The organism is Streptomyces capparidis (assembly GCF_054782095.1).
On the sequence record NZ_BAAGTD010000001.1, the window covers coordinates 419,737 to 443,637 of the forward strand.

A 23,901-nucleotide genomic window follows, 5' to 3' on the forward strand; every position below is an offset into this window, starting at 1 on the left:
GATCGGGTAGCGCGGTTGAATCGACGGATGGTCGGGTAGTCAGATGCAGCGCGATGGCGAACGAGGCGAGGGCGCCGACGGCCCCTCGGAACCTGATCGCGCACTACCCACAGGAAGGTCGCACAGGCGCCGCCCCGCCGGGCAGGGGCCGGCCGACCGCGACGGAGCCCGAAAGGGAGCTGCGGAAGGTGGAAGCAGGGGTGGCCGCGTGGGGGTGACCTACAAGTACTTCGGCGCGCCGGACGGCGCAGCCGCCGCGCGGGTGCCGACCTCCTACAGCCGTGAGGAACTGGGCGGGGACGAACTCGGCAACGGCCTGTTCACCAAGGTCAAGCCGGAGACCATGGCCGCCATGGTCCTCACCGGCATCGAGGGCATACCCCTGTCCCAGGTGCCTCCCCTGGAACTGATCGTCCTCCACCCCGACTACGCCGTGGTGAAACTCCCCGCCAGCGTCGTCGACCCCCTCCGCAAGGCCAAGGAGGAGGAACTGGGCGCCGCCGCCTTCATCTGGTCCACGGTCCCCGACCGCCGCGGCCCCCGGGACGCCTTCGTGATCTACAAGATGCTCCACGAATGGCAGGACTTCGCCCGCCGTTGCTATGAGGGTGGGCATCAGTTGTATTGCTTGGTGTGGCCGTGAGGTGACGGCGCGCGCCGGCCGCACGCGAAGCACGTGCGTCTCGCGGCGACTGCCGCATGCCGCGGGCGGGCTCGTTTTTCTCTCCTGATCGGTGGCCTCTCGCAGCTCGGTGAAGTCCGGTGTGTGGCGGCCTCGTGCCTGAGATGATCGCGAAAACGTCGGGGAAGCGGACCGGCCGCCGTGAGAGAATGTATCGATCATTCGTGCGATCAGGGTGGGGCGCGGCGTCTTGGAGCAGCGAACGCAGAGCATGACGGAAACGGGAGTCGCCCCGTCTCCGGAAGCTTCGTCGTCCGAGGGGCGATACCGCTCCCTGGAGCTCTGCGCCGGTGCGGGCGGCCTTGCCCTGGGGCTGGAGCAGGCGGGCTTCGATCCCGTCCTCCTCCTCGACAACCGCTTCGTCGCGTGCGAGACCCTGCGCCTGAACCGCCCCCACTGGGACGTCCTGGAGGTGGACCTCCTGGACTTCGACCCCGTCGATCACCAGCAGGTGTACGACGTGGACCTGGTCTCCGCGGGCCTGCCCCGGGTCAAGGCGACGGCTGCGGTCAACCGCGACCGCGGAAGCGATCGCGAGCTGGAGATCCTCAAGGCCACGGTCATGCTCATGCACGCGGTGCAGCCGCGTGCCCTGCTCATCGAGAACGTTCCCGACCTGGTGACCAAGGATGCCTACGCGCCGATCCGCGAGTTCATCGCGGTCGAGCTCGAGCACCTCGGCTACGGATGTCGGTGGTTCGTGCTGAACGCGGCCGACTACCAGGTGCCGCAGGACCGTGCGCAAGGGATCCTGGTCGCCTTCAAGGAAGGCGCGGTCGAGTCCTTCGAGATCCCCCCGCGCACCATGGAGCTTCCGATCACGGTGGGAGAGGCTCTGGTCGAGTCGATGGCGGCTCGCGGCTGGGCACAGGCCTCCGAGTGGGCCGCCCAGGCCGACAGGATTGCTCCGACCCTGGTGGGTGGCTCCTGGGAGCGTGGAGGGGCCGATCTCGGCCCGACCGGCTCCAAGAGGGCCTGGGCGAGGATGGGAGTGGACGGGGCGACGGTGGCCGACGAGGTGCCCGGGCCGGACTTCCACTGGGATCCGTCTCTGGGGCGCGCCGGAATGATGCCCTTGACGGTGGAGCAGGCGGCGCTTCTCCAGGGGTTCCCCCAGGACTGGCGGTTCGCGGGGCGCAAGACGGCCCGCTACCGACAGGTGGGGCACGCCTCGCCGCCGCCGGTGGGGCACGCTCTCGGCATGGCCATACGAGCGGCGCTGGAAGCGCGTTGACGCCTGCGGGTGATGGCGGCACCGGACGCCCGATAAACTCCCGGCCCATGACCACCGCTCGACCTCAAGAGTCCCAGCCTGTGCAGATGGTGGACCTCTTCGCGGGGCCGGGTGGACTCGATGTGGCGGCGCACTGGCTGGGGATCTCCGTCGTAGGGGTCGAGTGGGACCGGAACGCGTGCGCCACGCGCGAAGCGGCCCGTCTCCACACCGAACAGAAAGACGTGAGGGACAGCGACCACGGTGCTTTCGCCGGTGCCAGGATCCTCGCAGGCGGCCCGCCGTGTCAGACGTACACGGTGGCCGGATCCGGTGCCGGGCGGCGTGCGCTGGATCAGGTTCTCGGCTTCGTGAAGCGCATGGCAGCCGGGGAGGACGTCCGAGAGGCCCTCAAGGACCTCAAGGACGAGCGCACAGGGCTGGTGCTCCAACCGCTGAAATGGGCTCTCGGGGCACACAAGGACGGCCATCCGTACGAAGCGATCGTATTGGAGCAGGTGCCGGCAGTTCTGCCCGTCTGGCGCGCCATGAAGGAGGCTCTCGAGGCCATCGGATACAAGGCCGACTGCGGCATCCTTCACACGGAGGAGTTCGGGGTACCGCAAACTCGCCGTCGAGCCATCCTCATCGCCAACCGGAACCGAGAGGTCGTACTGCCCCAGCCGACGCATCAGCGCTATCGGAAGGGTGTCCCGCGTCTGAAGGAGGACTCCAACGCACTGCCCGGGCAGGGTCTACCGGTGCGCCCGTGGGTGACGATGGGCGAGGCTCTCGGGCGGTCGGACGAGTTCGTGGTGGTCTCCAACTACGGGACTGGTGGTGACCCGAAGGCTCGCGGCCGCCGCCGATGGGACGAACCGTCCGCCACAGTGACGGGCAAGGTCTCCCGCAACGTCCTGAAGTCTCCCGGTGGCGAAGACCTGGGCCGATTCAGCCTCCCGGAGGCAGGGCGGTTGCAGACCTTCCCCATGGACTACCCGTGGAGGGGAGGCGATCGAGCCCAGCAAATCGGCAACGCCATTCCGCCGCGGCTGGCCGCTCATGTGTTGGCGGCGGCACTTGGCCGGAGCGTTGACTCGGAGGCGCTTGACGCCGCGGTCGACGGCAGGTGGGAGGACACACGGAAGAGCCACCCTCTCGCGCCCAGGCAATTGGCCGATCCCGACACTCGGTGACGCGGAAGACGACCCGGAACAAGGGTGCGGGGGCCGGCTCTCACGACGCCTCGGTCTGCGGTCCGGGCGACCGTCGCCGGAGGGGAGCCTCGGCGAGCAGCGCCTCGAAAAGCTTCACCAGGCTCTCCACCGTCTGATCGGGGATCGCACCCTCCTGGGGCCCGTCCGGAAGGCGGTCCCAGGGCACAGGGGGCATGTCGGCGGACTCGTCGATCCAGTCGCGGAGGGCCTCTTGGTCGTAAGGCGTGTCGGGAGCGAGTGCGTCGTACACCAGCGTGCTGCCCGCCGTGTTCACCGCGGCCGAGAGAGCGTTCACCCGGTCACCGGGCTTGGACACTCCTTCGTCAAGGAGCCGTCGCACCACCCGGACGATGGCCAGAGCCGTGGGCCGGTGGTCGACGACGTCCAGGCGCAGTGTGGTGTTGAGGACGTCCTGTAGGCGACACGCGGTCTCCACCGGCCGGTAGTCCGCGCCGTTGCGGAAGAGTTCCGCCGCCCACCACAGGCGGGAGAAGGCCTGAGTGTAGTGAGGACCGCTGAAGCGTGAGGCAGGGGCGACGCCCTCGGAGGGGCTTCGGTGGCGCCACACGACGTAGTCGGGCGCCACGAGCATGGCCAGGTGATTCCACAGCCGATCGTCCGCCGCTTCCGCTCGGGTCAGGCGCACGGTCGCGTGCAGGCGGGGGGCGAGCCAGGCGTCGGCACCGACCCGGTCGTCCTGGTGACGCCGCATCGCCTCGTCGATCAACTCACGCACGGGGGCGGTGCGCCGGCGGGCCTCGGTGTCGGGAAGATGAGTGGTCATCTTCCGCAGGGCGACCTGTGGCGGTGATTCCTGGCCGCTTTGCACGCTGCGGCCGAGATATTTGGTGACGGCGGCGTTGGGCAGGAGCCCGAGCGCATGCGGGATGTCCATGAGGCGAGCCATCTCAGTCGCTTTCGGCATGTTCGACGGAGCGCACGGCACTGGTCAGTCTCCTGGTGAGTCGACTGCGTCTGCCTGCGGCGTGATGAATCCCGGTTTGCAGTTCGGACCATCCGAATCCGTCGACGCGACGTTTGTCGATTTCGTACAGGGCGTCGGTCAACTGTCGACCCGGTAGGACGTCCGGCAACATCATGCGCAGCACGGATTCGCGCCAGCCGGTGGGCATGACCGGTGTGCCGTCCTCGTCGAGTTCGAGGTCGCTGATGGCGCTGTGGAACATGGCGATCCAGGCGTCCTGTGCGATCTGTCCGGCAGTCGTCTCCCGAAGGAGCTTCTCCGCGGTGGTCCCTCCCGTTCCGTCGAGGACTTCCGTCAACCCTTCGACAGCCGTGACGTTGAGATAGACGGTCGGTATGTCTCCGGTGGTATCGACGATCCACGGGGATTCCTTGAAGGGCCTCAGCCATTCGTAAGGGCCTTCCCGGAAGTCGGTCCGGACGATCTCGACCTCACGGTGCCGTACGGGCGTGTCGAGTTTGAGGTCGACGTACCAGTTCTCCTTGGTCGCGCCGATGACGCGTCCGACCACGCCACCGACGGTGCCCACCAATGTCAGGGAGAGCGTGGCCCGACTGAGGTGGAGGTCCCTGTGCACTTCGATGCTCCCGCGCAGATGGCCGTCCCCGTCGGGGGCGAGTCGGGCGGTGACGCGGGCGTTCGTCGCCTTCTCGGAGAGCACCGCAAGGCACGCGAGGTCGGACCAAGGACCTTCGGCGATCTCCCGTTCGGGCAGTGTCGCCTTCAGACGGAGGGTGGCCATGTCCCACTTCTCCCGGCCGGCGCGGTGCAGGGCGACCGTGCGTTCGGACTTGGAGATGTTCGAGTACGGCAGCTCCGCCCCGTCCACGGTGACGGCCATGACCTCCAAGGCGATGTCGCCGAAGAGGGTCGGGTAGGGGAAAGCGGGTTTCATTGCTCACCTCCGCGCGCTTTCTGGACGTCCACGATCAGACGAGAAAAGGCGCCTTTCACCGGGTGGGTGGAGGGATCGGTCACGCCGACGAAAACGGCCGATCGCACCCCCGGTTCGATGATGATGTTCCCGTTGTCGACGCGGCAGTTCTCGGATGCGGTCAGCAATTCCCATTCGACTCCGGGACGCCCTCCGGAGCGGACGTCGAATTTCGCGCGTGGTGTGAGCAGCCACGGATCGTCGGCGTCGGGCAGTCTGAGGTCGACTGTCACGTGCCAGGCGCCGCCGTCCTCGACACGGGCCTGGATGCCGTGCACCCGCGGATTGCCCTGGACGCGCCGAGCGGTGCCTGCCCCGTCCAGCCTGAGCAGTTCCCGCAGGACCGCGGGTGCGTCTTGTCGGGGCGCATCCCGGCGGCCCACCAGCCCGCGCACGGCTTTGTCGATCTCGGCGTGGAATTCACGGAGACGGGACAACGCGCCGCGTGCGTACATCGTGGTGAGTTCTTCGGTGCGGTCCCATTTGTTGTGCTCGGGAGGCTCCGAGGCGCGGAGGAAGCGCTCCGCGAGTTCGACGTCCTCGCCCTGGCGCCCGGTGGCGTAACCCGCCAGCAGGACCGCCTGGAACGGGACGGCCCCCAGGGGGAGATCGCGTGGCCTCCTCTCGATGATCGTCATGCGATTGCCCCGCATGCAGATCACATGGTTGATCCGCCGGTCGTTGTCGTCCGCCGGAGTGAGCAGAAGAACGGCGCGGTGCTCCCGTCCCTCCTGCGGTACACGGCCCGCGCCCCTGAGTGGCGGCACGAGGAGGGGCACATCGGCACGAGCGACCTGCTCCCCGGAGACCAGCGCGTCGACGGTCTCGCCGTCCAGGTACGCCTGGAGGGCCCTGGCCGGCGCCGCGTGGTGGGCATGGGGGTCCACGCGTTGCTCGGGGATGAGGACACTGCCGTTGCGCATGGTGACGACCCTTGCTTCCAGCAGAGGCTCCTTGCCCTGCCCGCCGATCATCGCGGCCCAGAACCCGTCGGCCAGTGACCGCACCAGCTTGTCGTGCATCTCCTGGAGGGTTTCGGTGTCCCCGGAGGCGTCGTGCGCGCCGACGACGAGAAACGATGTGCCGGGATCGTCGGTCGGCCGCTCCAGGTGCAGGTCGCGAACGGTCCGCTCGTCGGCCCACCAGGAGCGTGAGACACCGGCGTGATCCGGTTCGGTGTCAGGCTCGCCGAACCAGGCGGGGCCCGCGAAGGCCTTCCCGCCGACTTCGTGCCACGGCAGGTCCAGTCGGCCGATGAGCCGGGGCGAGGTACGTCCCTCGTGGGGCGTGGAGAGGGTCGAATTGATCAGTACGAGACCGAAGCGACTGGTGGCCCACAGGGTGGCCTTGCCGAGTCCGTAGGATCCGCCCGCCCTTCCCCCGGTCTGCTTGTGGCTGTCGAGCTGCCGGCGCACCACGGCGGCGAACCGACCGTCCTCGTACTCGGGTCCGGTGAGGCCCGCGGCGTTGTGATCGTCCACTCTGAGCAGGAGCAGTGACCTGCTCTCGTCCAGGTCGTCCAAGGCGGCGCGCAGGCTCCGGGAGACCTTCTGCTCGGCGGAGGCGGCGGAGTCGTAGTGGGGCCGCAACTCCTCCCACCGCAGAGCCTTCAGGAAGGGGTCGAGGTGCTCACCGTCGAGCTCGTGCAGGGTGTAGCGCACCCTGACCGGCCTGGCGGGGTCCACGCGCTCGTCGAGTGAGTTCTGGGTGGCCTCCCTGGCCAGGACGGCAAGGTCGGCCTCGAAGGCGAAGGCCGCCGCGTTCCCGTACTCGCGACCCCCGTCGGCGTGTGCGTGGCGGTGGTGCCACTCGGGAGAGCGGCCGGTCGGCACGTCGGCGGTACGGTTGTGAATCGAGGCCGCGTCGGTGCCCAGAACCCGGGCGATGGCCCGCTTGGTCTCCTCCCGCGGCTCGGCGCGTCCGGTGATCCATGCGGACACCGCGGCGCGGGTCAGCCCCAGTCGCTGGGCGAGTTGGGCCTGTGACATGTGGGCCCGCCGCAGTTGCCGGCCCAACCAAGGACCGAACGCCTCCGTCTGTTCTTCCGTCATGGTCGCGTGACGCCCTTCGTGGGTCTGCCGGCCCTCCCTGAGAGCTCCGGAGATCAGACTACCAGCGGCATTTGACGTTCCCCTCCCTTGTCAAAGAACGTTGTACGCCAAGGGTGTCGGCTATCCGTATCGCTGTCGATCCCATCAGGAGTGATCACTTTCGATCAACATGTGGGTGCATACGGTCACGTGATCCTCGTCGGGGTCGCTTGGACATCACGCCCCACGGCGAGTACCGTCAACCGGCACCGGTGGGGGAACCGACGCCAACTAGCGTGACCCAAGCGGGTGTTGGGCCGGTGCGAGTCCACTTGTCATGCTTCCGGGGGCTGCCGTTCGACTGTCTCTGAAACCTGCTGCGCACCCTGTGCACCGGCGACCGTCACCGTGAAACCGGTCACGCACCGGGCTGCGTCTTGATTCGAGTCCCTGCCTCTTCAGGTCTTCACGGTGCCCGGCCCGCGCGCGGCGCCGTCCTCGCGCCACCGCCGCAACCGAAGCCGGTGGGTGTCCCTCCACACCCGCTGCCAGCCCACAAGGAGCAAAGCACTCCCGTGAACAGGTCTTCCGAGGACAAGTCCGTCCTGAGGAAAGTCGCCGAGCTGACCGAGTTGGCCCTCGGCACGTACGCCTTCAACCCCGACCGCGTAGAGGAGGACGCCAACGGGGAGCGCCGCATCCATCAGGGTGGCTACGGTGATCGCCAGATCTTCGAGCTGGTGCAGAACGCGGCCGACGAGCTCCGCCATCCCGACCACCAGGGGGGACGCATCCACGTGGTCCTCACGGAGGAGCACCTGTACTGCGCCAACGAGGGCTTGCCCATCACGGACGAGGGTGCGGACACCATCCTGCGCATGGGTGTGTCGCGCAAGCGGGGTGGGCAGATCGGACGCTTCGGCGTCGGCGTCAAGTCGGTGCTGTCGGTGACGCGGACGCCGCAGTTCTTCGGCCGAGCCGAGGCATTCGGCTTCGACGCGGACTGGGCCGCGGAGGAGATCCTGAAGGCCGTCAACGAAGGGCGGGCACGGAGGGGAATGCCGCCGCTCGACTCCGTTGGCGACACACCGGTGCTGCGCCTTGCGCGTCCGTTGGACGTGGTGCGTGAGCGCGCCCAGGACACTCTCCTGAACCAGATGTTGGAGTGGGCGACCACGGTCGTCCGGTTGCCGCTGCTGCCGGGGGCCGCCGAGCGTCTCGGCGAGGACATCCAGCAGTCGGCCAAGCCCAGGCAGGATGCCTCCGGACGGGAGTTCCCGCACCAGTTCCAGTTGTTCTCCCACCATGTGGGGACGGTGCTGCTCGAGGACCGCCGTCGGATGCCGTTCGTCAGGCGTGAGATCACCGTCGACCACGACGGCGTGTTCCACACGATCCACGAGTCGCGGGCCGGTGCGAAGGCCCGCTCGGAGCGGTACCGCGTCTTCACCCACGCCCATCAGGTCAGTGACGAATCCAGGAGGGGCGCCGGTGAGCTGCACGACCGGGTGACCATCGACGTCTCGTGGGCGGTCCCGGAGTACACCGTCGTCGACGGGGAGCAGGGACAGGGACTGCGCCAGGTGCCGAACGAGCGCGGCACCTTCTGGTCCTTCTTCCCGACCAAGTACCCCACCACGCTCAGCGGTGCGCTGAACGCGGCCTGGAAGACGAACGAGGACCGGCAGAACCTGCTCGACAGCAGCGAGCTGAACGGGGAGCTCCTGCGGGTGGCGGCCGAACTGATCGTGGACTCCCTGCCGGAACTCGTGGTCCCCGAGGACCCGGCCGCCTACCTGCCGCTGCTGCCGGGACGGTCCAAGGAGTCCCCCAACTGGGCCTGCTCATACCTGACCGACCGGGTCTGGAAGCTGTCCGCGGTGCGGCCCTCACTGCCCGATCAGGATGGTGCTCTCCGAGCACCGAGTGAGCTGCGCATCCATCCGGAGAAGCTCACCAAGGAGTCGTTGGCGCTGTGGGCCGCCTACCCTGGGCGGCCCCGCAACTGGGTCCACCACTCCGTGGAGGCCGTACCCCTGCGACGCGGCAAGATGAAGCACATCCTCGACGCCGCGGCGAAGGAGACCGAGACCATCCGGGCCTGGCTGGAGGCCTTGGTCGAGGACGGCACCGCCGAGGCGTCGGCCGCGGCGATCCGCGTACTGGCCCGCCTGCTCGCCCATGACCTGGCAGACGGTGACCCCGTGCGCGAGGCTCTCGCGGCGGAGGCCCGCAAGGCGGAGATCGTGCTGACCGAGGAGCACGGGTTCGTCGCTCCGGTGGCCGGCCGAGTGTTCCGGCGCTCCGTCGAGGACGGCCTGCGCGACGACCTCGTCTACGTCGACCAGAGGATCTCCGACGACCCGACGATGCTTCCTCACCTGGAGCGGATCGGCATCCACTGCGCAGACTCCCAGGGACGGTTCGAGAGCGTGCTCGACCAGGGTTTCCGCGGATACACCCCGGAGTCGTGGACTCGGTTCTGGGAGCTGCTGCGCAGTGCCGGGGGACCCGTTCAGGTGCCCGCGATTCGCGCGCGGGTGCGGGACATCACCACGACGCTGCGGGTCAAGACGGTCGCCGGGCCGTTCCGGTCACTCGAGGACTGCCTGCTGCCCGGACCGGTCGTCCCCTCCGACGGGACGCGCGACAAGACGCTGACCGTCGACATCCGATTCCACACCGACGACCTGGCCGTGTTGCGCGAGCTGGGCATGACCGACCGCCCGACCCGCGGCCACCGGCCGGAGAACGAGAGCTGGTTCCCCGCCTATCACCGGGCCATGCACGAGGCGTACGTGGCACAGCTCGATGCCCGGGCCAACAGGGTCCAGGTCCAGACCGTCAAGTTGGAGGGGGCGCCGGTCGCCGGTCCTCTCCACCTGTTCGAGCGGTTGTCCGACGAGGGCAAAGCGGAGTTCCTGGCCACCCTCCCCGAGGAGGGGCTGGTCGAGAACTGGACACGCCAGATCGGGCGCACGGTCAGCACCCGCAAGGCGGTGCCGTCCCCCATCCGATGGCTCCTGCGGGCCCACGGCACGGTGAACACCTCCCAGGGGCTGGTCCCCGTCAGGGACGCGGTGGGACCCCAGCTCTCCGTGTACGCCAACGTGCTCCCGGTGGCGGAGATCAGCCCGGAGAAGGCCCGGCGCCTGGGGTTGCCCACGAGAACGGAGGAAGTCGAGCCCACCCGTTGGGCCCGGCTGCTGCAAGCGGTCAAGGAGAGCACGGACGACGCGTACGTGGGCAGCACCTACGCGCTGCTGATACGGGTGGCCGAGGAACTCGTCGCTCGTGAGGAGGTCGTGCGCTGCCGGGTCGGCGAGCGCTGGGAGCTGCGACCCGACAGCGACATCGCGGTGGCCGTGAGCAGGGACGAGTACGAGGAGCTGATCCGCGCGGAGCACCCGGCGCTGCTGGTCGCCTCGGAGGAGGACCTCGAGCAGGCCGAGTACATGATCCGGCAGTGGGGCATGCGCCGTGTCGCCGAGGTGATCGAGAAGCGGGTGCGGGCCGTCCCCAGCGGTCCGGCGCTGCCGCTGACGGACGAGTACCCGCCGCTGCGGCAACGGCTGGGGGCCAAGGCGACCGGTCTGCTCCTCCAGCGATGCAGTGAACTGGAGAAGGTGATACGCACACCGCAGGGCACCACCACCACTGCCCTGGGCAGCGCCCGGCAGGAGAACACCGTCCTGGTGCCCGACGGCGCCTCCTTCGAAGAGACGCTCGTCCTCGCGGATCGCGAGTTCGGCTGGGGGCTCGGCGCCAAGGGGTGTCGATCGCTGATAGAGGTCCACCGGCGGCAACAGGAGGACGCCGCCTTCCAGGCCCGTCTGAACGAAATTCGGCGCGCCACCGGCGTGATCGACAAAATCGCCCTGCTCGTCGGCGCCGACGATCTGCGGGCCGGCTTGCCCACGGGCCTCGTGGACAGCGAGGTCTCCGAGACGGGACACGAACCGGGTGCCCGTCGGCTGGCGGAAATGGCGTACAACGCGCACGACGACGGCATCCTGCGGGTGCACGCCAAGGACATCGCGGCGCGGTTCCCGAACGCCCCGACACGCTTCGACGGGGGCTCCGCCGCCCTGAAGTTCGTCACCGACCTGGGTTTCCCCGACGCGTTCGCCGGAGCGCGGCTGCCCTCGCCGCCGATGCGGGAGGAGGTGGAGGGCCCCAGGGAGTTCCCCGCCCTCCACGCCTACCAGGAGCAGCTCGCCGGCCGTCTCACCGACCTGCTGCGCCGGGGCAGCGCCCAGCGGGCGATGCTCAGCCTGCCCACCGGCGCGGGCAAGACACGTGTCGTCTCCGAGGGCGTGATCCGGTGGATCCGTGACTCGGGCACCCCACAGGGGCCGATTCTCTGGATCGCCCAGACCAACGAGCTGTGTGAGCAGGCCGTTCAGTCCTGGAAGTTCGTCTGGGAGAAGGTCGGGCCGGAGCAGTCGCTGGTGATCGATCGACTGTGGCACACCAACTCCGCGACGCCTGTCACCGGGCGCCCCCACCTCGTCGTGGCGACCGACGCCAAGCTGCGGATGTGCCTTCACACGGACGAGTACGCGTGGCTGAGGCAGGCTTCCTCCGTCTTCGTCGACGAGGCACACGTCGCCATCTCCCCCCAGTACACGCAGATCCTGGAGCAACTGGGACTGACGCACCGGGAGACGTCCCGGCATCTGGTCGGCATGACGGCGACGCCCTTCAGGAACGACACGGACCTGACCCGTCGCCTCGTCCAGCGCTTCGGTGACCGCCGCCTGGACGAGGGAATCTTCACGGACGAGCCGATTGCCGCCCTTCAGGCGCTGGGGGTGCTCGCTCGGGTGGAGCATCGGGAGCTGCCGGGTGCGGAGCTGCAACTGAACGCCGACGAGCTGGCGATGATGGAGGAGTTCAGCGGCTTCCTCCCGAAGGGCGCCGAGCAGCGTCTCGCCGAGAACGAGGCCCGCAACAAGCTTCTTGTGGAGGAGATCGCCGGCCTGCCGGATGACTGGCCGGTGCTCGTGTTCGCGACCTCGGTCCAGCACGCCAAGTTCCTGGCCGCGAAGCTCGGCGACCTGGGCATTCGTGCCGCCGCCATCGACTCCGCGACTCCGGCGTCGGAGCGTCGTCAGCGGGTGGACGCGTTCCGGCGGGGTGCCGTACGGGTCATCACGAACTACGGGGTGCTCTCCCAGGGGTTCGACGCGCCCGCGACCCGCGCGGTGGTCATCGCTCGGCCGGTCTACAGCGCGAACAGCTACCAGCAGATGATCGGGCGCGGCCTGCGCGGTCCCCGCAACGGCGGCAAGGAGTCCTGCCTGATTCTCGACGTTCGCGACAACATCACGAATCACCACAAGGAACTCGCGTTCACCGACTTCGAGTACCTCTGGCGGAAGGGACAGCGGTGACCATCACCGATGGGGTGGGGCTCCGGCTCACCCCGGATCAGCAGCGCGTCGTGGCACAGCCTTGGGATGCTCGCATGTTGGTCACGGCCGGCGCGGGCGCCGGCAAGACCACCACCCTCGCGTACCGGATCGAGCACCTGACCGGGGTGGAGGAGCTGGAGGCAGCCGAAATCCTCGTGTTGAGCTTCTCACGGGCAGCGGTCCGAGAGCTTCGCGGCCGGGTGGACCGTCTGGCCGGAGCCGCCCGTCGGGTCCGCGCCCAAACCTTCGACAGTTGGGCCTCGTGCCTGCTGCGCCGGCAGTATCCCGACCGGGCCGACGTGCCAGGCCGCACGTTCGACGAACGCATCGTTCGTGCCACCGAGGCCATCGAGGCGGGCGTGATCGAGACGCTGGAGCAGGGCATTCCGGCCCATGTGATCATCGATGAGGGACAGGACCTCGTGGGCGGGCGGCGTGAGCTGGTCGAGGCAGTGCTCGATCGGTTCGCCGACAACTGCGGCTTCACGGTCGTCGGTGACGCCGCCCAGTCGATCTACGGTTTCCAGGTGTCCGAGCCCGGCGAGCGAACTCGGGAAGCGAATCGTTTCCTCGAATGGGTGCGTCTCTCCTTCGGAGACGACCTGATCGAGGTGTCCCTCACCGACAATTTTCGGGCCCGCACCCCCGAGGCACGTGTCGCGCTGCCGTACGGCGTGCGACTCCAGGAGTTGCCCTCGGATCAAGCGAAGGCCGACGTCGCTGCCGCGGCGATCCACACGGAGCTTCGGGCGCACCTGCTCGAAACGCCGAGGTTCGGTGAGCTGAGCGAGCCGTTCGTGAGCGATTCGCTCCGCCACTACGAGGGGACCACCGCGATCCTGTGTCGTGACAACGGCCAAGTACTGGCGATGTCCGAGCGGCTGCACAGCCATGAGGTGCCACACCACATCCAGCGCTCGCTCCGGACACGTCCCGTACCGGCGTGGATCGGCGGACTCCTGCGCGCGACCGGTGCCGCGGCAATGACCGAGGACCGCTTCGCCGAGGTCGTCTCGGAACTGCCCATGTCGGTCGACGCCGAGCCCGCCCGCGCCTGGCGTGCCCTGCGGCGGGTGGCCCCCGGCGCGCGCAACCAACTGGATCTGGAGGCGCTGCGTCGGGTCGTCGCCGAGGCGGGGGTGCCCGACGAACTGACCGTGCCCCCGGCGCACCGGGTCGTCGTGTCCACCGTGCACCGGGCCAAGGGCCTGGAGTTCGACCGGGTGCTCATCGTCGAGCCCGAGGCGTTGTCGGCTCGCCGCGGACGGGCCGAGGATCCCCCCGCTGAGGCGCGGCTGCTCTATGTGGCCATGACCCGTGCCCGCGATGACATCTATCGCCTCACCCGTCCCGAGACCTGGATGCTGCGCAAGGCCGATCGCCGCCTCCTCTCGACGGGTCGGTGGTACGTCGGCGGTCGTGAGCGGTGGGTGCGGAAGGGACTGGAGGCCTCCGAGTGGGACGTCTGCCACGAGGCGCCTCCCGGTGCGGGGGAGTCGGTGGCGGACCCCATCGAGGTCGAGAAGCTGCTGCTGGGGTCCGTCCGCTCCGGCGACGAGGTGGAACTGCGGCGCCTTCACGACCTGCCCGGCTCGGATGAGACCCCGCCGTACGGGATCTTCCATGACGGCCGACCGATCGGTGTTGTCTCGAAGCGGTTCCGCAGCGACCTGTACCTGCTGTTGCAGCAGTCCCGGGCCTATCGAGTCGAGCAGTGGCCCTACCGGATTCTCGGTCTGCGCGTGGACACGTTGGAGGCCGTCGTCGGCGACCCCACCCTCACCGAACGTCATGGCATGGGTGATCGGGGGGTCTGGTTCGCCCCGCGCCTGTGCGGGCTCGGCCGCTTCGACTGGTCCCACGCAAAGAGCGTCCCGGAAGGACACCCCCACTCGTGACCGTGTCACCACACACCGCGCACTACAGGCTCCGCAGGGATCTGCGTGCGACCCTGCGAGCCGACCTCCTGGGTCCGCAGGGCGGGGAGGAGGAGATCCTCGCCACCGACGCACCCGTCACCGCGTACCCCATCGGTGTCCTCTTCCCGCAGTCGGAGGGGCTCGCCGGTCCGGGCAACGAGGAGGGCGCGGATGCGGACACACCTCCCGACGTCGTCAGCGGGGACGACATCGAGCAGGACACCACCGACCTGGGTGTGACCCTGGCCAACCGCCGCAAGCCTTCGTCCATGGGACTGACCTTCGCGGTCGACCCAGGGGTGGCGCACACCGTCCGGGCGACGGCACGGGCCGCGCTCTACCTTCCCGAGGACGAGGACGGCCGTCCCGTGGAGGCAAGGCGCGGCGAGGCTCGCAGCACCGAGCAGCAGAAGGAGCGGTGGCGCCGGGTGCCGATCGCGTGTGAGTCGGTGTCGATCGACGTCACCTCCGCCGGCGTCCACAAGGACACGTTGCGGAAGGGGCTCGAGCTACGGGTGCTGGTCCGCCCCGCCGCCGACGACGGGACCGTGACGGTGACCATGACCTTGGTCAACACCTTCCGCGTCGGTGAGTACGACTTGCAGGACGCCTACTGTTTCTTCCAGCCGGAGCTGGAGATCTCCGGCCCCGAGGGCGCGCGTCCGTTCGTCGAGCGCGTGGGCGGCCCGGGCACGGTCGACGACGAACAGGCCCTGAACAGACTTCTGTACCGCCACGCCCCGCACTTCGCGACCGGCCACGGTTGCTCCGTCGCCTGGGACTGGGAGGCACCACCCGTCCGCTCCCCGATGCCCGAGCGGGCTTCGGTCCCGTCTGTCCGCACCGAGTTCCTCCCCACTCACGAGGTGCTGTTGACGGACTCCAATCCGGAGATCGACGACGCGGCACTGGGTATGCACGGCCTTTGGCGCGCGTCGCGCCACGAGGCCGTGGAGGTGCTGAGTCGGCTGCTCGACGGGTACGAGGAGTGGATCGGCGCCCGCGCCGCCGAGGCCGCGGGGCTCGCCGGCACCGAGCACGAGTCTGTGGCCCGGCAACAGATCGAGTCGTGTCGGGCGGCACTCGCCCGGATGCGGCGGGGTGTCGCCCTGTTGGCGGACACCGACCGACCCGCGATCTTCGAGGCGTTTCGCCTGGCGAACCGTGCGATGGCGGATCAACGGGCCCGCACAGCCTGGATCAAGGGCGGGCGCGAGGGCGTCCCGGACCCGACGAGTGGTCGTTGGCGCCCCTTTCAGATCGCCTTCTTGTTGCTCTGCCTGGAAGGCATCGTGGACCCGGATCACGAGGACCGGGGCATCGCGGACCTGCTGTGGTTTCCGACCGGCGGTGGCAAGACCGAGGCGTACCTCGGGCTCATCGCGTTCACCGCCTTCCACCGGCGGCTGCGGGACGGGGAGAACGGAGCCGGTGTCACGGTCCTCATGCGGTACACCCTTCGTCTGCTCACCCTCCAGCAGTTCGAACGTGCCACGGCCCTGATCTGCGCCATGGAATGCATCCGTCGTGAACGAAGCGGCGAACTCGGGACCGACCCCGTGTCCATCGGCATGTGGGTCGGCACGTCTGCGACCCCGAACCGACTGGAGCGTGCCCGGGAGCGTCTGGACGAGCTGCGCAAGACTCCCACCAAATCCCTGACCAAGGAGAACCCGGTCCAACTTCACACCTGCCCCTGGTGCGGCGAGGGGCTGAACGTGGGCGACTACGAGGTCCGCGAGGAAGAGTGCCGGATGCTCGTGCGCTGCCCGAACACCGGGTGCGCCTTCGGCACGGACCTCGGGCTTCCGGTGCACCTGGTGGACGAAGCGGTGTACGAGGCGCACCCGACTCTGATCATCGCGACCGTCGACAAGTTCGCCTCTCTGCCGTGGCGTTCTGCGACGGGCGCTCTTTTCAACCTGGATCGGGGTGATGGCGTCAAACCGCCCGAGCTGATCGTGCAGGACGAGCTGCACCTGATCTCGGGACCGCTCGGCACCCTGACAGGGCTGTACGAGACGGCCGTCGACGTCCTGTCCGACCGACCCAAGGTCGTGGCCTCCACGGCGACCATCCGACGTGCGTCCGACCAGGTCGGAGCATTGTTCAACCGACGCGTGGCCCAATTCCCGCCCGCCGGCCTCGATGCCCGGGACTCCTGGTTCGCCGTGGAGGCCCCGCCCGACACCAAGGGCTCACGCCGCTATGTCGGCCTGCTCACTCCGAGCACGAGCCAGGCCACGCTTCTCGTCCGCACATATGCGGCACTGCTGGACGCCGCCGCACGAGCGGAGGCGGACCCGCAGGTGCGGGACGCTTATTGGACGTTGGTCGGGTACTTCAACAGTCTTCGTCTGTTGTCCGCCGCCGAGCTCCAGGTCCTCGACGACGTCCAGGATCGGCTCGGGATGCTCGCGAAGCGCGCCGGCGCGAAGCCGACCCGCACGACCATCGCTCACATCGAGCTCAGCAGCCGGGCCGACTCCAGCGACATCCCCCGGCACCTGAAGCAGCTCGAGCGTGCGCTTCCCGACCCGGATGTGCTGGACATCCTGCTGGCGACGAACATGATCTCCGTGGGCGTCGACATCGACCGTCTCGGCCTCATGGCAGTGATGGGTCAGCCGCAGACGACCGCCGAGTACATCCAGGCCACGAGCCGTGTCGGTCGACGCCACCCCGGTCTCGTCGCCGTGATGTTCAACGCGGCCCGGTCCCGGGACCGCTCCCATTACGAGAACTTCCTCCGCTTTCACTCCGCCCTCTACCGTGAGGTCGAGTCGACGAGCGTCACCCCGTTCTCGGCGCGAGCCCGCGATCGCGGGCTCCACGCGGTGATCGTCGCGCTCACCCGGCTACTGATACCGGCTGCCACCGACAACAGGGCTGCCGCCGAGGTCGAGGGCTTCGCGGACGAGATCCGTTCCGTCGTGCGTCCGCTCATCCTCGACCGGGTCGGATCCGTCGACAGCGCGGAGCGAAAAGCGACCGCCCACCGCATCGACGAGATCATCGAGTGGTGGCGGGCGGAGGCGGAGGTGCACCCGCAACTGGTGTACGAGGCCAGGCGCGGCACGCGCATGCCCGCTCTGCTCAGAGGCTTCGGTGACCTCGACGAGGAGTCCGAGGACACCGCGGGCTGGGACACGCTCTGGAGCCTGCGTGACGTCGACGCGCAGGCCACTCTCTTCCTCGACAACACTCGGCAGGAGCGCTGACATGACACCTCCCCCGCCACCGCGCCGTCGCCGAGGTGCCGGCGCTCCCATCCGGCCGCGCCCCCGCAAGCTCGGCGCGGTGCGTCGTTCGCAGCTCGTCACCACCTACGGCGTCGGTGCCATGATCGCCGTCGACAACGAGTCGTTCATGGTCGCCGACCTCGATTCCTGGGACATCAGTGAGGCGTCCGAGATTCACGAGCGGCGGCTCGCTCACCTCCTGGGGGTCAAGTCCTTTCGGACGCCACCGGCTCCGGACCCGGACCGGGGTACCGACGGCGTGCGCGTCCGACGCTTCCCCGAGTACTACTCGTGCCCGGGTTGCAAGGCTCTGCGTCCTTTCTTCAAGTTCAACTCCCTCTCGGGCAAGGCCCGTTGCCTGGAGTGCGAAGAAGATCTCATCCCATCGCGCTTTGTTCTCGTATGCGACAACGGTCATATCGATGACTTCCCCTACTGGAAGTGGGTCCACCGTGGCAAGGACCGTCCCTCCGGCCCCTGTGGAGGGGAGCTGTCGCTGCGGACCAGCGGCAACACGGCGTCGCTCCGCTCCGTCATCGTGAGCTGTGGCTGTGGCGTTCCGGAGGTCTCCATGGAGGGGGCCTTCCGGCCGACGGCACTCAGGAACCTCGGCATCCGCTGTGAAGGGCGCCGTCCTTGGTTGAAGAACGCTCCCAACGAGACCTGCACCCAACATCCTCGTGCGATGCAGCGAGGCTCTTCCTCCGCCTGGCACCCGATCATGGCCAGTGCCCTGTCGATCCCGCCCTGGGGCGAAGGATTGCACAAACTGCTCGAGAAACACCGGCTCATCGGGGCCTCGGAGGAGACCATTCGCTGGTTCTTCCAACGTCAACCCGGACCGGCGAGGGACCTGAAGACCCTCGGTGCCTCCGTCGCCGAGGTGATCGCGCTCGCCCGTGCCGTGGAGGAGTCGGACACCCGAACCGAGGAGGACGTTCCCGAGATCCGGACACACAGCTCCCTTCGCCGCGAGGAGTACACGAGCCTCACGCGCGAACATCCGGAGGAGTACACCTCCGAATGGCAGCCCTTCGTCTGCGAGGAACCCGCCGGAGACCTCACCCCTGTCCGAGAGCTCGGTGTCCGGAGCAGCATGCTGGTGAAGCGGCTACGCGAGGTTCGCGCCCTCGCCTCCTTCTCCAGAGGAGCCCTGCCGACGGAGGCCGACTCGAAGAAGCGCCGCGCCGCCCTGACTTCGTCCCCCGACATCGACTGGCTGCCGGCGATCGAGGTCATCGGCGAAGGGGTCTTTCTCCGGCTCGACGAGGACAGGTTGCGCGGCTGGGAGTCCCGGCCGGAGGTGATCGCACGCAGCGAACGCATCCGCAACAACCACCTCCGACTGCTCCGCGAGCGCACCGAGACGGACGCGGCCCGCAACGGCCCGCCGTTGACCTCCCCGGTCTCCCCCCGGTTCCTGTTGCTCCACGCCTTGGCCCACGTCCTGATCAATGAGTGGAGTCTGGACGGTGGCTACCCGGCGGCGGCATTGAGGGAGCGCCTCTACGCGGGTGACGACATGGCGGGCGTCCTGATCTACACGGCGACCAGCGACTCGGCGGGCAGCCTCGGCGGCATCGTGGCCCAAGGAGAGCCCGAGCGCCTGGCCCACACACTTCGCTCCGCGCTGCTTCGTGCATCGTGGTGCTCGAACGACCCCCTGTGCGCGGAATCCGAGGCCCGCGGTGTCGACAGCGTGAATCTGGCCGCCTGCCACGCTTGCGTCCTCCTCCCGGAGACCAGTTGCGAGTGGAACAACTGTTTCCTTGACCGGGCTCTTCTCGTCGGAAGCCCCACGGGAGCGGTGCCGGGATACTTCGTGCTTTGATCGGATACGGCGGTGGTGTGGATCAGGCACACGATTCGCCCACCGCCGTATTCAGGCGGTTGGTCATCTCTTTGCCCGCCGACTCTCCACGATCTCGCGTATCCGAACAGCGGCGGCCTCGACCGCTTCGTGTTCCCACACCCGCACGGCGAGCCATCCGGCCTCGGCGAAACGGGCGTCGGTGTCGCGATCCCGCGTCCGATTGCCTTCGATCTTGGTCCGCCAGAACGCAGCATTGTTCTGCGGCCACGTTGCGTGCTCCGGGCAGCCGTGCCAGAAGCACCCGTCCACGAAGACCGCGACCCGAGCCGACGTGAAGACGATGTCGGCCTCGCGCCTCACCCCCTTCACCGGACGCCGATGAACCCGATAACGCAGCCCGGCCGCGTGAAGCGCGCTTCGCAAGGCAAGCTCCACCTGTGTGTCCCGAGACTTCTGCCGGCTCATGCGAGCACGCACTTTGGGTGTTGTGTCCAATGGCTCCACGGCGCCATTCTCGATGCCCACCGGGTGGCATTGCCAGTTGCGGTGATCACTCCCGAAGTCGAGGTACAGCACCTGCCGGCGGCGCGGCCGTGGGCAAACCGGGACCGACCGGTGGACAGGACGACGTCCGATGCCCTTCGAAGACGGAGCTTTCGGGCTTGTCCCGATCGGCAGATGCTGCCTGCTCGCTGACCGCGGGATATCGGTGTACCGAGCCCGACGATTTCCCCGAGGTGGGCATGCAACAGACGTCGCAGAGACGGTTTCGTCACCGGCAGCGAAAAGTGTCCGACCCGGGCGGCCCCACGGCCGCCATGCCCAGGTTCAGGCTGATCGGCTCACCGTCGGCGGCCGGGACGACCTCGGTGGGCAGCACGCCAAACGGACCGGCCGGTTAGGGTGGGTGCCATGCCGGAGCCGCAGGTCGTCGTGGGTGGTGCTGTGATCAGGAACGGGCGGCTGCTCGCCGCGCGGCGCAGTGCGCCGCCCGAGACGGCCGGGCGGTGGGAGTTTCCCGGCGGGAAGGTGGAGCCCGGGGAGCGGCCGGAGGACGCCCTGGCCAGGGAGTTGCGGGAGGAACTGGGGGTCGGGGTCAGGGTGGGGAAGCGGCTCGGAGGGGAGTCGGTGCTGCGGGCAGGGCTGGTGCTGCGATTCTGGGTCGCGGAGCTGGCCGACGGGGAGCCCCGCCCGCTTCAGGATCATGATGCACTGCGGTGGCTCGCGGTGGACGAACTGGACGACGTCGACTGGCTCCCGCAGGACCGCGTCGTGCTGGACGAGGTCGCCCCGCTGCTCGGAGACGCAGCCCCAACGGTGTAGTCCCCCACCGGCAGCACCCCGTCCCGCAGCCACCGGTTCACCGCCTCGTCGGCGCACGGGACCGGGCGGTGGCCGTCCAGGGCGCGGGCGTACACGCCGTGGGAGCGGATGTCGGCGGTGATCAGGCGGGAGCCGGTCAGGCGGTGGTGGAGGGCCAGGCCGCCGGGGTGCGGGGTGTTGTTGTCGCGGAGTGCCTGGAGCATCAGCAGCGGGACGTCGTTGCCGATGGCGGTGCCGGGCTCCCGAGGGGGCGCCGGCCAGAACGGGCAGGGGGAGATGGCGGCGGCGAGGGGGCCGAAGACGGGCTGGGTGCGGCGGTCGGCCCGGATGGCGCGCCAGTAGGTCTCGGGGTCGGCCGGCCAGCCGCCCGCGGGCCAGCCGCCGTCGGCGCACATGGTGAAGGCCGGGACGGCGAAGAACCGGTCGGCGTCGGGGGAGTGGAGCAGGGCGAGGAAGCCGTCCAGTTCGGGTTCGGGCCGGACGGGTTCGCCGGCCGCCGCGTCGGTGAGGTTGCGGACGGCCCGGGCCAGGGCGTCGTCGTTCTCCTCGTGCTGGACCAACTGGCGCAGGACGAGGGTGAGGGCCGTCCGGTCGATCGTGTACCCGCCGAGGCGGATGGGGCGGTGGTCGGTGCGGCGGGCGAGGCGTTCGACGGCCTCGCGGACCTGGCGGGCGGTGGTGCCGAGCCGGTACGTCCCCGCGTGCCGCGCGGTCCACGCCGCCCACTCGTCGAGGCCCGCCTCGGCGTGCGGTCCGGCCTGCCGGAACAGCTCGTACTGGGTGGCCGACGGGTCGGTGGAGCTGTCCAGGACGAAGCGGTCGGCGCGGTGGGGGAAGAGCTGGGTGTAGACGGCGCCCAGGTCCGCGCCGTACGACACGCCGTAGTACGACAGCTTCCGCTCGCCCAGCGCGGCCCGGATCGCGTCCATGTCGCGGGCCACGTCGCGGGTGGAGGCGTGGGGCAGCAGGGACGCGTTGTCCGCGTGGCCGAAGCAGCGCCGGGCGGTGTCCCGGGCGGAGGCCACGGTGCGCTCGAAGCTCTCCCTCGGGGTGGTGGTCGGCGGCACCGGCGCGGGCGTGCCCGCGGGGGCGCAGGTCACGGGGGTGCTCTCGCCGACGAAGCGCGGGTCGAAGCCGATCAGGTCGTAGCGGTCGGCGACGTCCCCGAGGGCGGGGCGCAGCGTCCCGGGGTGGTCGAGGCCGGGCCCGCCCGGGCCGCCGGGGTTGGCCAGCAGGATGCCGCGGCGGCGGGCGGGGTCCTGCGCCGGGATGCGGGAGACGGCGATCCGGATGGTGCGGCCTCCGGGGTCCGCGTGGTCCAGGGGGACGGTGACCCGGGTGCACCGGGCGCCCGCGGCGTGCAGCTCCGGGTGGGTGGCGGCGGGGCAGGGCCGCCAGGTGAGGTGCCCGCCCGGGGTGGGGGCCGCGACGGCGGGGGCGGCGAGCAGGGCGGGCAGGAGGGCGGACGCGGCCAGGGCGAGGCCGGCCGTACGGGTCGTGGTGGGCATGCGGCGAACGTACGGAGCTGCGAGGTCGCGGAGCCATCGGGACAGCCGGTGGAAATGGGGTGAGGGTGACCCGAGCGATCCGTACGGTGAACGCATGATCGAAGCGGTGGTGTTCGACGTGGGCGAGACGCTCGTCGACGAGACGGAGATCTTCGGGGCCTGGGCCGACTGGCTCGGCGTGCCCCGGCACACCTTCTCCGCGGTGTTCGGGGCGGCGCTCGCGCGCGGGCAGGGCTACGAGCAGGCGTTCGAGGTCTTCCGGCCGGGGTTCGACCTGGCGGTGGAGGAGCAGCGGCGGGCCGAGGCCGGGGTGCGGTACCGGATCGAGGCGCGGGACCTGTACCCGGACGCGCGGGAGTGCCTCGCGGCGCTGCGCGCGGCCGGGCTGTGGGTGGGGATCGCGGGCAACCAGCCGCCGTGGGCCGCCGGTGAGCTGGCGTCCTTCGGGCTGCCGGTGGACCTCGTCGGCGTCAGCGGGCAGTGGGGGGTGTCCAAGCCGGATCCGGCGTTCTTCGCCCGCGTGGTGGAGGAGGCGCCCTGCGCGGCCGGCGAGATCCTGTACGTGGGGGACCGGGTGGAGCGGGACGTCGTCCCGGCCAGGGCGGCCGGGCTGCGCACGGCGCTGGTGCGGCGGGGACCGTGGGCGTTCGTGAACGCGGCGGACGACGGGGGCGCGGACGTGTGCCTCAGCGGGCTCGCCGAGCTGCCGGGCTGGGTGGCCGCGGTGAATCGGGGGGTTCCCTTCGGCACCGGGTGAGGCGCAGGGTGGAGAGGAGGCCGCCTCGGGTTCGAGGCCGGGCCCGGGGCCGACCTCGCCACTTCCGCGAGCCGAGGGAGGGCGAGAGGAATGACCGAGGTCACCGAGGCCACCGGGACGGCGGAGCAGCCCCGCGTTCCGCCCTGGCACCTGGTCGGCGACTGGTTCGACGCCTGCAAGTGCGCCATACCCTGCCCCTGCACGTTCGCGCAGCCCCCGACGGAGGGTGACTGCGACGGCGTGCTGGTGTGGCACATCCGCGAGGGGCACTACGGAGACGTCCGGCTCGACGGGCTGAACGTCGTCATGCTCGCGTCGTTCACCGGGAACGTCTGGGCGGGCGAGCACTCCGACGCGTACGCGGCCGTCTTCCTGGACGCGCGCGCCGACGACGCCCAGCGGGCCGCGCTGGGCGCGGTCTTCGGCGGCGCGGCGGGCGGCTGGCCGCAGCGGTTCGGCGAGATGTTCGGGGCGCGGATGCGCGGGGTGGAGACGGCCCCGATCACGGTGGAGGTCGGCGCGGACCTGGAGAGCTGGAGCGTGGAGATCCCGGGGCGCGTCACCGCCAGGGTGGAGGCGCTGACCGGCCCCACCACCCGGCGGGGCGCGCGGGTGCGCGTGCACGACGCGCCCGGCTCGGAGGTCGGCCCCGGGCAGGTCGCCACCTGGGGGCGGGCGGCGCTGAACCGCGCGGACGCGTTCGGGTTCGCCTGGGACCGCAGCGGCAGGTCGAGCAAGCACTTCCCGTTCGACTGGAGCGGGCCGGACGGAGAGTGAGCCGCGCCCGCCGGGCGCCGCCGCGAGGGCGGGCCCTGATGGGTCTTTACAGGCCGGAGTTGGCGGCATAGCGTCGAAAACCGC

Annotated in this window: 14 protein-coding genes and 1 pseudogene; 10 read left to right on the forward strand and 5 right to left on the reverse strand. The window is 69.6% G+C overall.

Features of this window, described 5'->3' with window-relative positions:
* The first annotated feature begins 43 nt into the window (after positions 1–43).
* The 3 genes from ACYVO2_RS01915 (at position 44) to ACYVO2_RS01925 (ending at position 3,091) form a co-directional block, all read left to right on the forward strand.
* Complete coding sequence (locus ACYVO2_RS01915) at positions 44–643, forward strand: hypothetical protein (protein WP_461005722.1); 600 nt, start codon at positions 44–46, stop codon at positions 641–643.
* A 250-nt stretch (positions 644–893) separates the two neighbouring features.
* Complete coding sequence (locus ACYVO2_RS01920) at positions 894–1,916, forward strand: DNA cytosine methyltransferase (RefSeq protein WP_461005777.1); 1,023 nt, start codon at positions 894–896, stop codon at positions 1,914–1,916.
* An 86-nt stretch (positions 1,917–2,002) separates the two neighbouring features.
* The gene (locus tag ACYVO2_RS01925; RefSeq protein WP_461005723.1) at positions 2,003–3,091 is read left to right on the forward strand and encodes a DNA cytosine methyltransferase; all 1,089 of its coding nucleotides are present in this window, start codon (positions 2,003–2,005) and stop codon (positions 3,089–3,091) included.
* Positions 3,092–3,131: 40 nt separating this feature from the next.
* Here the strand turns inward: ACYVO2_RS01925 and ACYVO2_RS01930 are convergent, their stop codons facing one another.
* The 3 genes from ACYVO2_RS01930 to ACYVO2_RS01940 are packed head-to-tail and all read right to left on the reverse strand — an operon-like array spanning position 3,132 to position 7,082.
* Positions 3,132–4,007 (reverse strand): DUF6339 family protein, encoded by an 876-nt coding sequence (locus ACYVO2_RS01930; protein ID WP_461005724.1) that lies wholly within the window; start codon positions 4,005–4,007, stop codon positions 3,132–3,134.
* 13 nt (positions 4,008–4,020) lie between these two features.
* Positions 4,021–4,992 carry a hypothetical protein gene (locus ACYVO2_RS01935; RefSeq protein WP_461005725.1) on the reverse strand — a complete coding sequence of 324 codons (972 nt, stop codon included), beginning with the start codon at positions 4,990–4,992 and terminating at the stop codon, positions 4,021–4,023.
* Positions 4,989–7,082 (reverse strand): helix-turn-helix transcriptional regulator, encoded by a 2,094-nt coding sequence (locus ACYVO2_RS01940; RefSeq protein WP_461005726.1) that lies wholly within the window; start codon positions 7,080–7,082, stop codon positions 4,989–4,991. Before ACYVO2_RS01940 ends, ACYVO2_RS01935 begins: the two co-directional genes overlap by 4 nt.
* Before the next feature lie 554 nt (positions 7,083–7,636).
* Here ACYVO2_RS01940 and ACYVO2_RS01945 point away from each other — a divergent pair.
* The 4 genes from ACYVO2_RS01945 to drmB are packed head-to-tail and all read left to right on the forward strand — an operon-like array spanning position 7,637 to position 19,470.
* Positions 7,637–12,457 carry a DEAD/DEAH box helicase gene (locus ACYVO2_RS01945; RefSeq protein ID WP_461005727.1) on the forward strand — a complete coding sequence of 1,607 codons (4,821 nt, stop codon included), beginning with the start codon at positions 7,637–7,639 and terminating at the stop codon, positions 12,455–12,457.
* Positions 12,454–14,376 (forward strand): UvrD-helicase domain-containing protein, encoded by a 1,923-nt coding sequence (locus ACYVO2_RS01950; protein WP_461005728.1) that lies wholly within the window; start codon positions 12,454–12,456, stop codon positions 14,374–14,376. Before ACYVO2_RS01945 ends, ACYVO2_RS01950 begins: the two co-directional genes overlap by 4 nt.
* Positions 14,373–17,618 (forward strand): helicase-related protein, encoded by a 3,246-nt coding sequence (locus tag ACYVO2_RS01955; RefSeq protein WP_461005729.1) that lies wholly within the window; start codon positions 14,373–14,375, stop codon positions 17,616–17,618. Before ACYVO2_RS01950 ends, ACYVO2_RS01955 begins: the two co-directional genes overlap by 4 nt.
* 1 nt (position 17,619) lies before the next feature.
* Positions 17,620–19,470: a DrmB family protein gene (drmB, locus tag ACYVO2_RS01960; protein ID WP_461005730.1), complete on the forward strand. Its 1,851-nt coding sequence runs from the start codon at positions 17,620–17,622 to the stop codon at positions 19,468–19,470.
* Between the two features lie 63 nt (positions 19,471–19,533).
* On the opposite strand, the gene ACYVO2_RS01965 is transcribed toward drmB, so the two are convergent.
* A complete protein-coding gene (locus tag ACYVO2_RS01965; RefSeq protein WP_461005731.1) occupies positions 19,534–19,917 on the reverse strand; it encodes a very short patch repair endonuclease in 384 nt (127 codons plus the stop codon).
* A gap of 447 nt (positions 19,918–20,364) precedes the next feature.
* On the opposite strand from ACYVO2_RS01965, the gene ACYVO2_RS01970 reads away from it, so the two are divergent.
* On the forward strand, positions 20,365–20,775 hold the full coding sequence (locus ACYVO2_RS01970; protein ID WP_461005732.1) for a (deoxy)nucleoside triphosphate pyrophosphohydrolase: 411 nt from the start codon (positions 20,365–20,367) through the stop codon (positions 20,773–20,775).
* Here the strand turns inward: ACYVO2_RS01970 and ACYVO2_RS01975 are convergent.
* Positions 20,760–22,283 (reverse strand): annotated as a pseudogene (locus ACYVO2_RS01975) (alpha/beta hydrolase); the annotation flags it as partial. The gene ACYVO2_RS01970 and the pseudogene ACYVO2_RS01975 overlap by 16 nt on opposite strands.
* 94 nt (positions 22,284–22,377) lie before the next feature.
* Between ACYVO2_RS01975 and ACYVO2_RS01980 the strand changes: the two are divergent.
* Both ACYVO2_RS01980 and ACYVO2_RS01985 read left to right on the forward strand, forming a co-directional pair.
* Positions 22,378–23,040 carry an HAD family hydrolase gene (locus tag ACYVO2_RS01980; RefSeq protein ID WP_461005733.1) on the forward strand — a complete coding sequence of 221 codons (663 nt, stop codon included), beginning with the start codon at positions 22,378–22,380 and terminating at the stop codon, positions 23,038–23,040.
* A gap of 90 nt (positions 23,041–23,130) precedes the next feature.
* The gene (locus tag ACYVO2_RS01985) at positions 23,131–23,817 is read left to right on the forward strand and encodes a DUF1326 domain-containing protein (protein WP_461005734.1); all 687 of its coding nucleotides are present in this window, start codon (positions 23,131–23,133) and stop codon (positions 23,815–23,817) included.
* The last annotated feature ends 84 nt before the right edge of the window (positions 23,818–23,901 follow it).

Excerpts from the sequence above, each read along its gene's own strand:
- ACYVO2_RS01930 (WP_461005724.1), bottom strand. The coding sequence starts at position 4,007 with ATGGACATCCCGCATGCGCTCGGGCTCCTGCCCAACGCCGCCGTCACC.
- ACYVO2_RS01985 (WP_461005734.1), top strand. The coding sequence starts at position 23,131 with ATGACCGAGGTCACCGAGGCCACCGGGACGGCGGAGCAGCCCCGCGTT.
- ACYVO2_RS01935 (WP_461005725.1), bottom strand. The coding sequence starts at position 4,992 with ATGAAACCCGCTTTCCCCTACCCGACCCTCTTCGGCGACATCGCCTTG.
- ACYVO2_RS01980 (WP_461005733.1), top strand. The coding sequence starts at position 22,378 with ATGATCGAAGCGGTGGTGTTCGACGTGGGCGAGACGCTCGTCGACGAG.
- ACYVO2_RS01965 (WP_461005731.1), bottom strand. The coding sequence starts at position 19,917 with ATGAGCCGGCAGAAGTCTCGGGACACACAGGTGGAGCTTGCCTTGCGA.
- ACYVO2_RS01970 (WP_461005732.1), top strand. The coding sequence starts at position 20,365 with ATGCCGGAGCCGCAGGTCGTCGTGGGTGGTGCTGTGATCAGGAACGGG.
- ACYVO2_RS01915 (WP_461005722.1), top strand. The coding sequence starts at position 44 with ATGCAGCGCGATGGCGAACGAGGCGAGGGCGCCGACGGCCCCTCGGAA.
- ACYVO2_RS01920 (WP_461005777.1), top strand. The coding sequence starts at position 894 with ATGACGGAAACGGGAGTCGCCCCGTCTCCGGAAGCTTCGTCGTCCGAG.
- ACYVO2_RS01925 (WP_461005723.1), top strand. The coding sequence starts at position 2,003 with ATGGTGGACCTCTTCGCGGGGCCGGGTGGACTCGATGTGGCGGCGCAC.
- drmB (WP_461005730.1), top strand. The coding sequence starts at position 17,620 with ATGACACCTCCCCCGCCACCGCGCCGTCGCCGAGGTGCCGGCGCTCCC.
- ACYVO2_RS01940 (WP_461005726.1), bottom strand. The coding sequence starts at position 7,082 with ATGACGGAAGAACAGACGGAGGCGTTCGGTCCTTGGTTGGGCCGGCAA.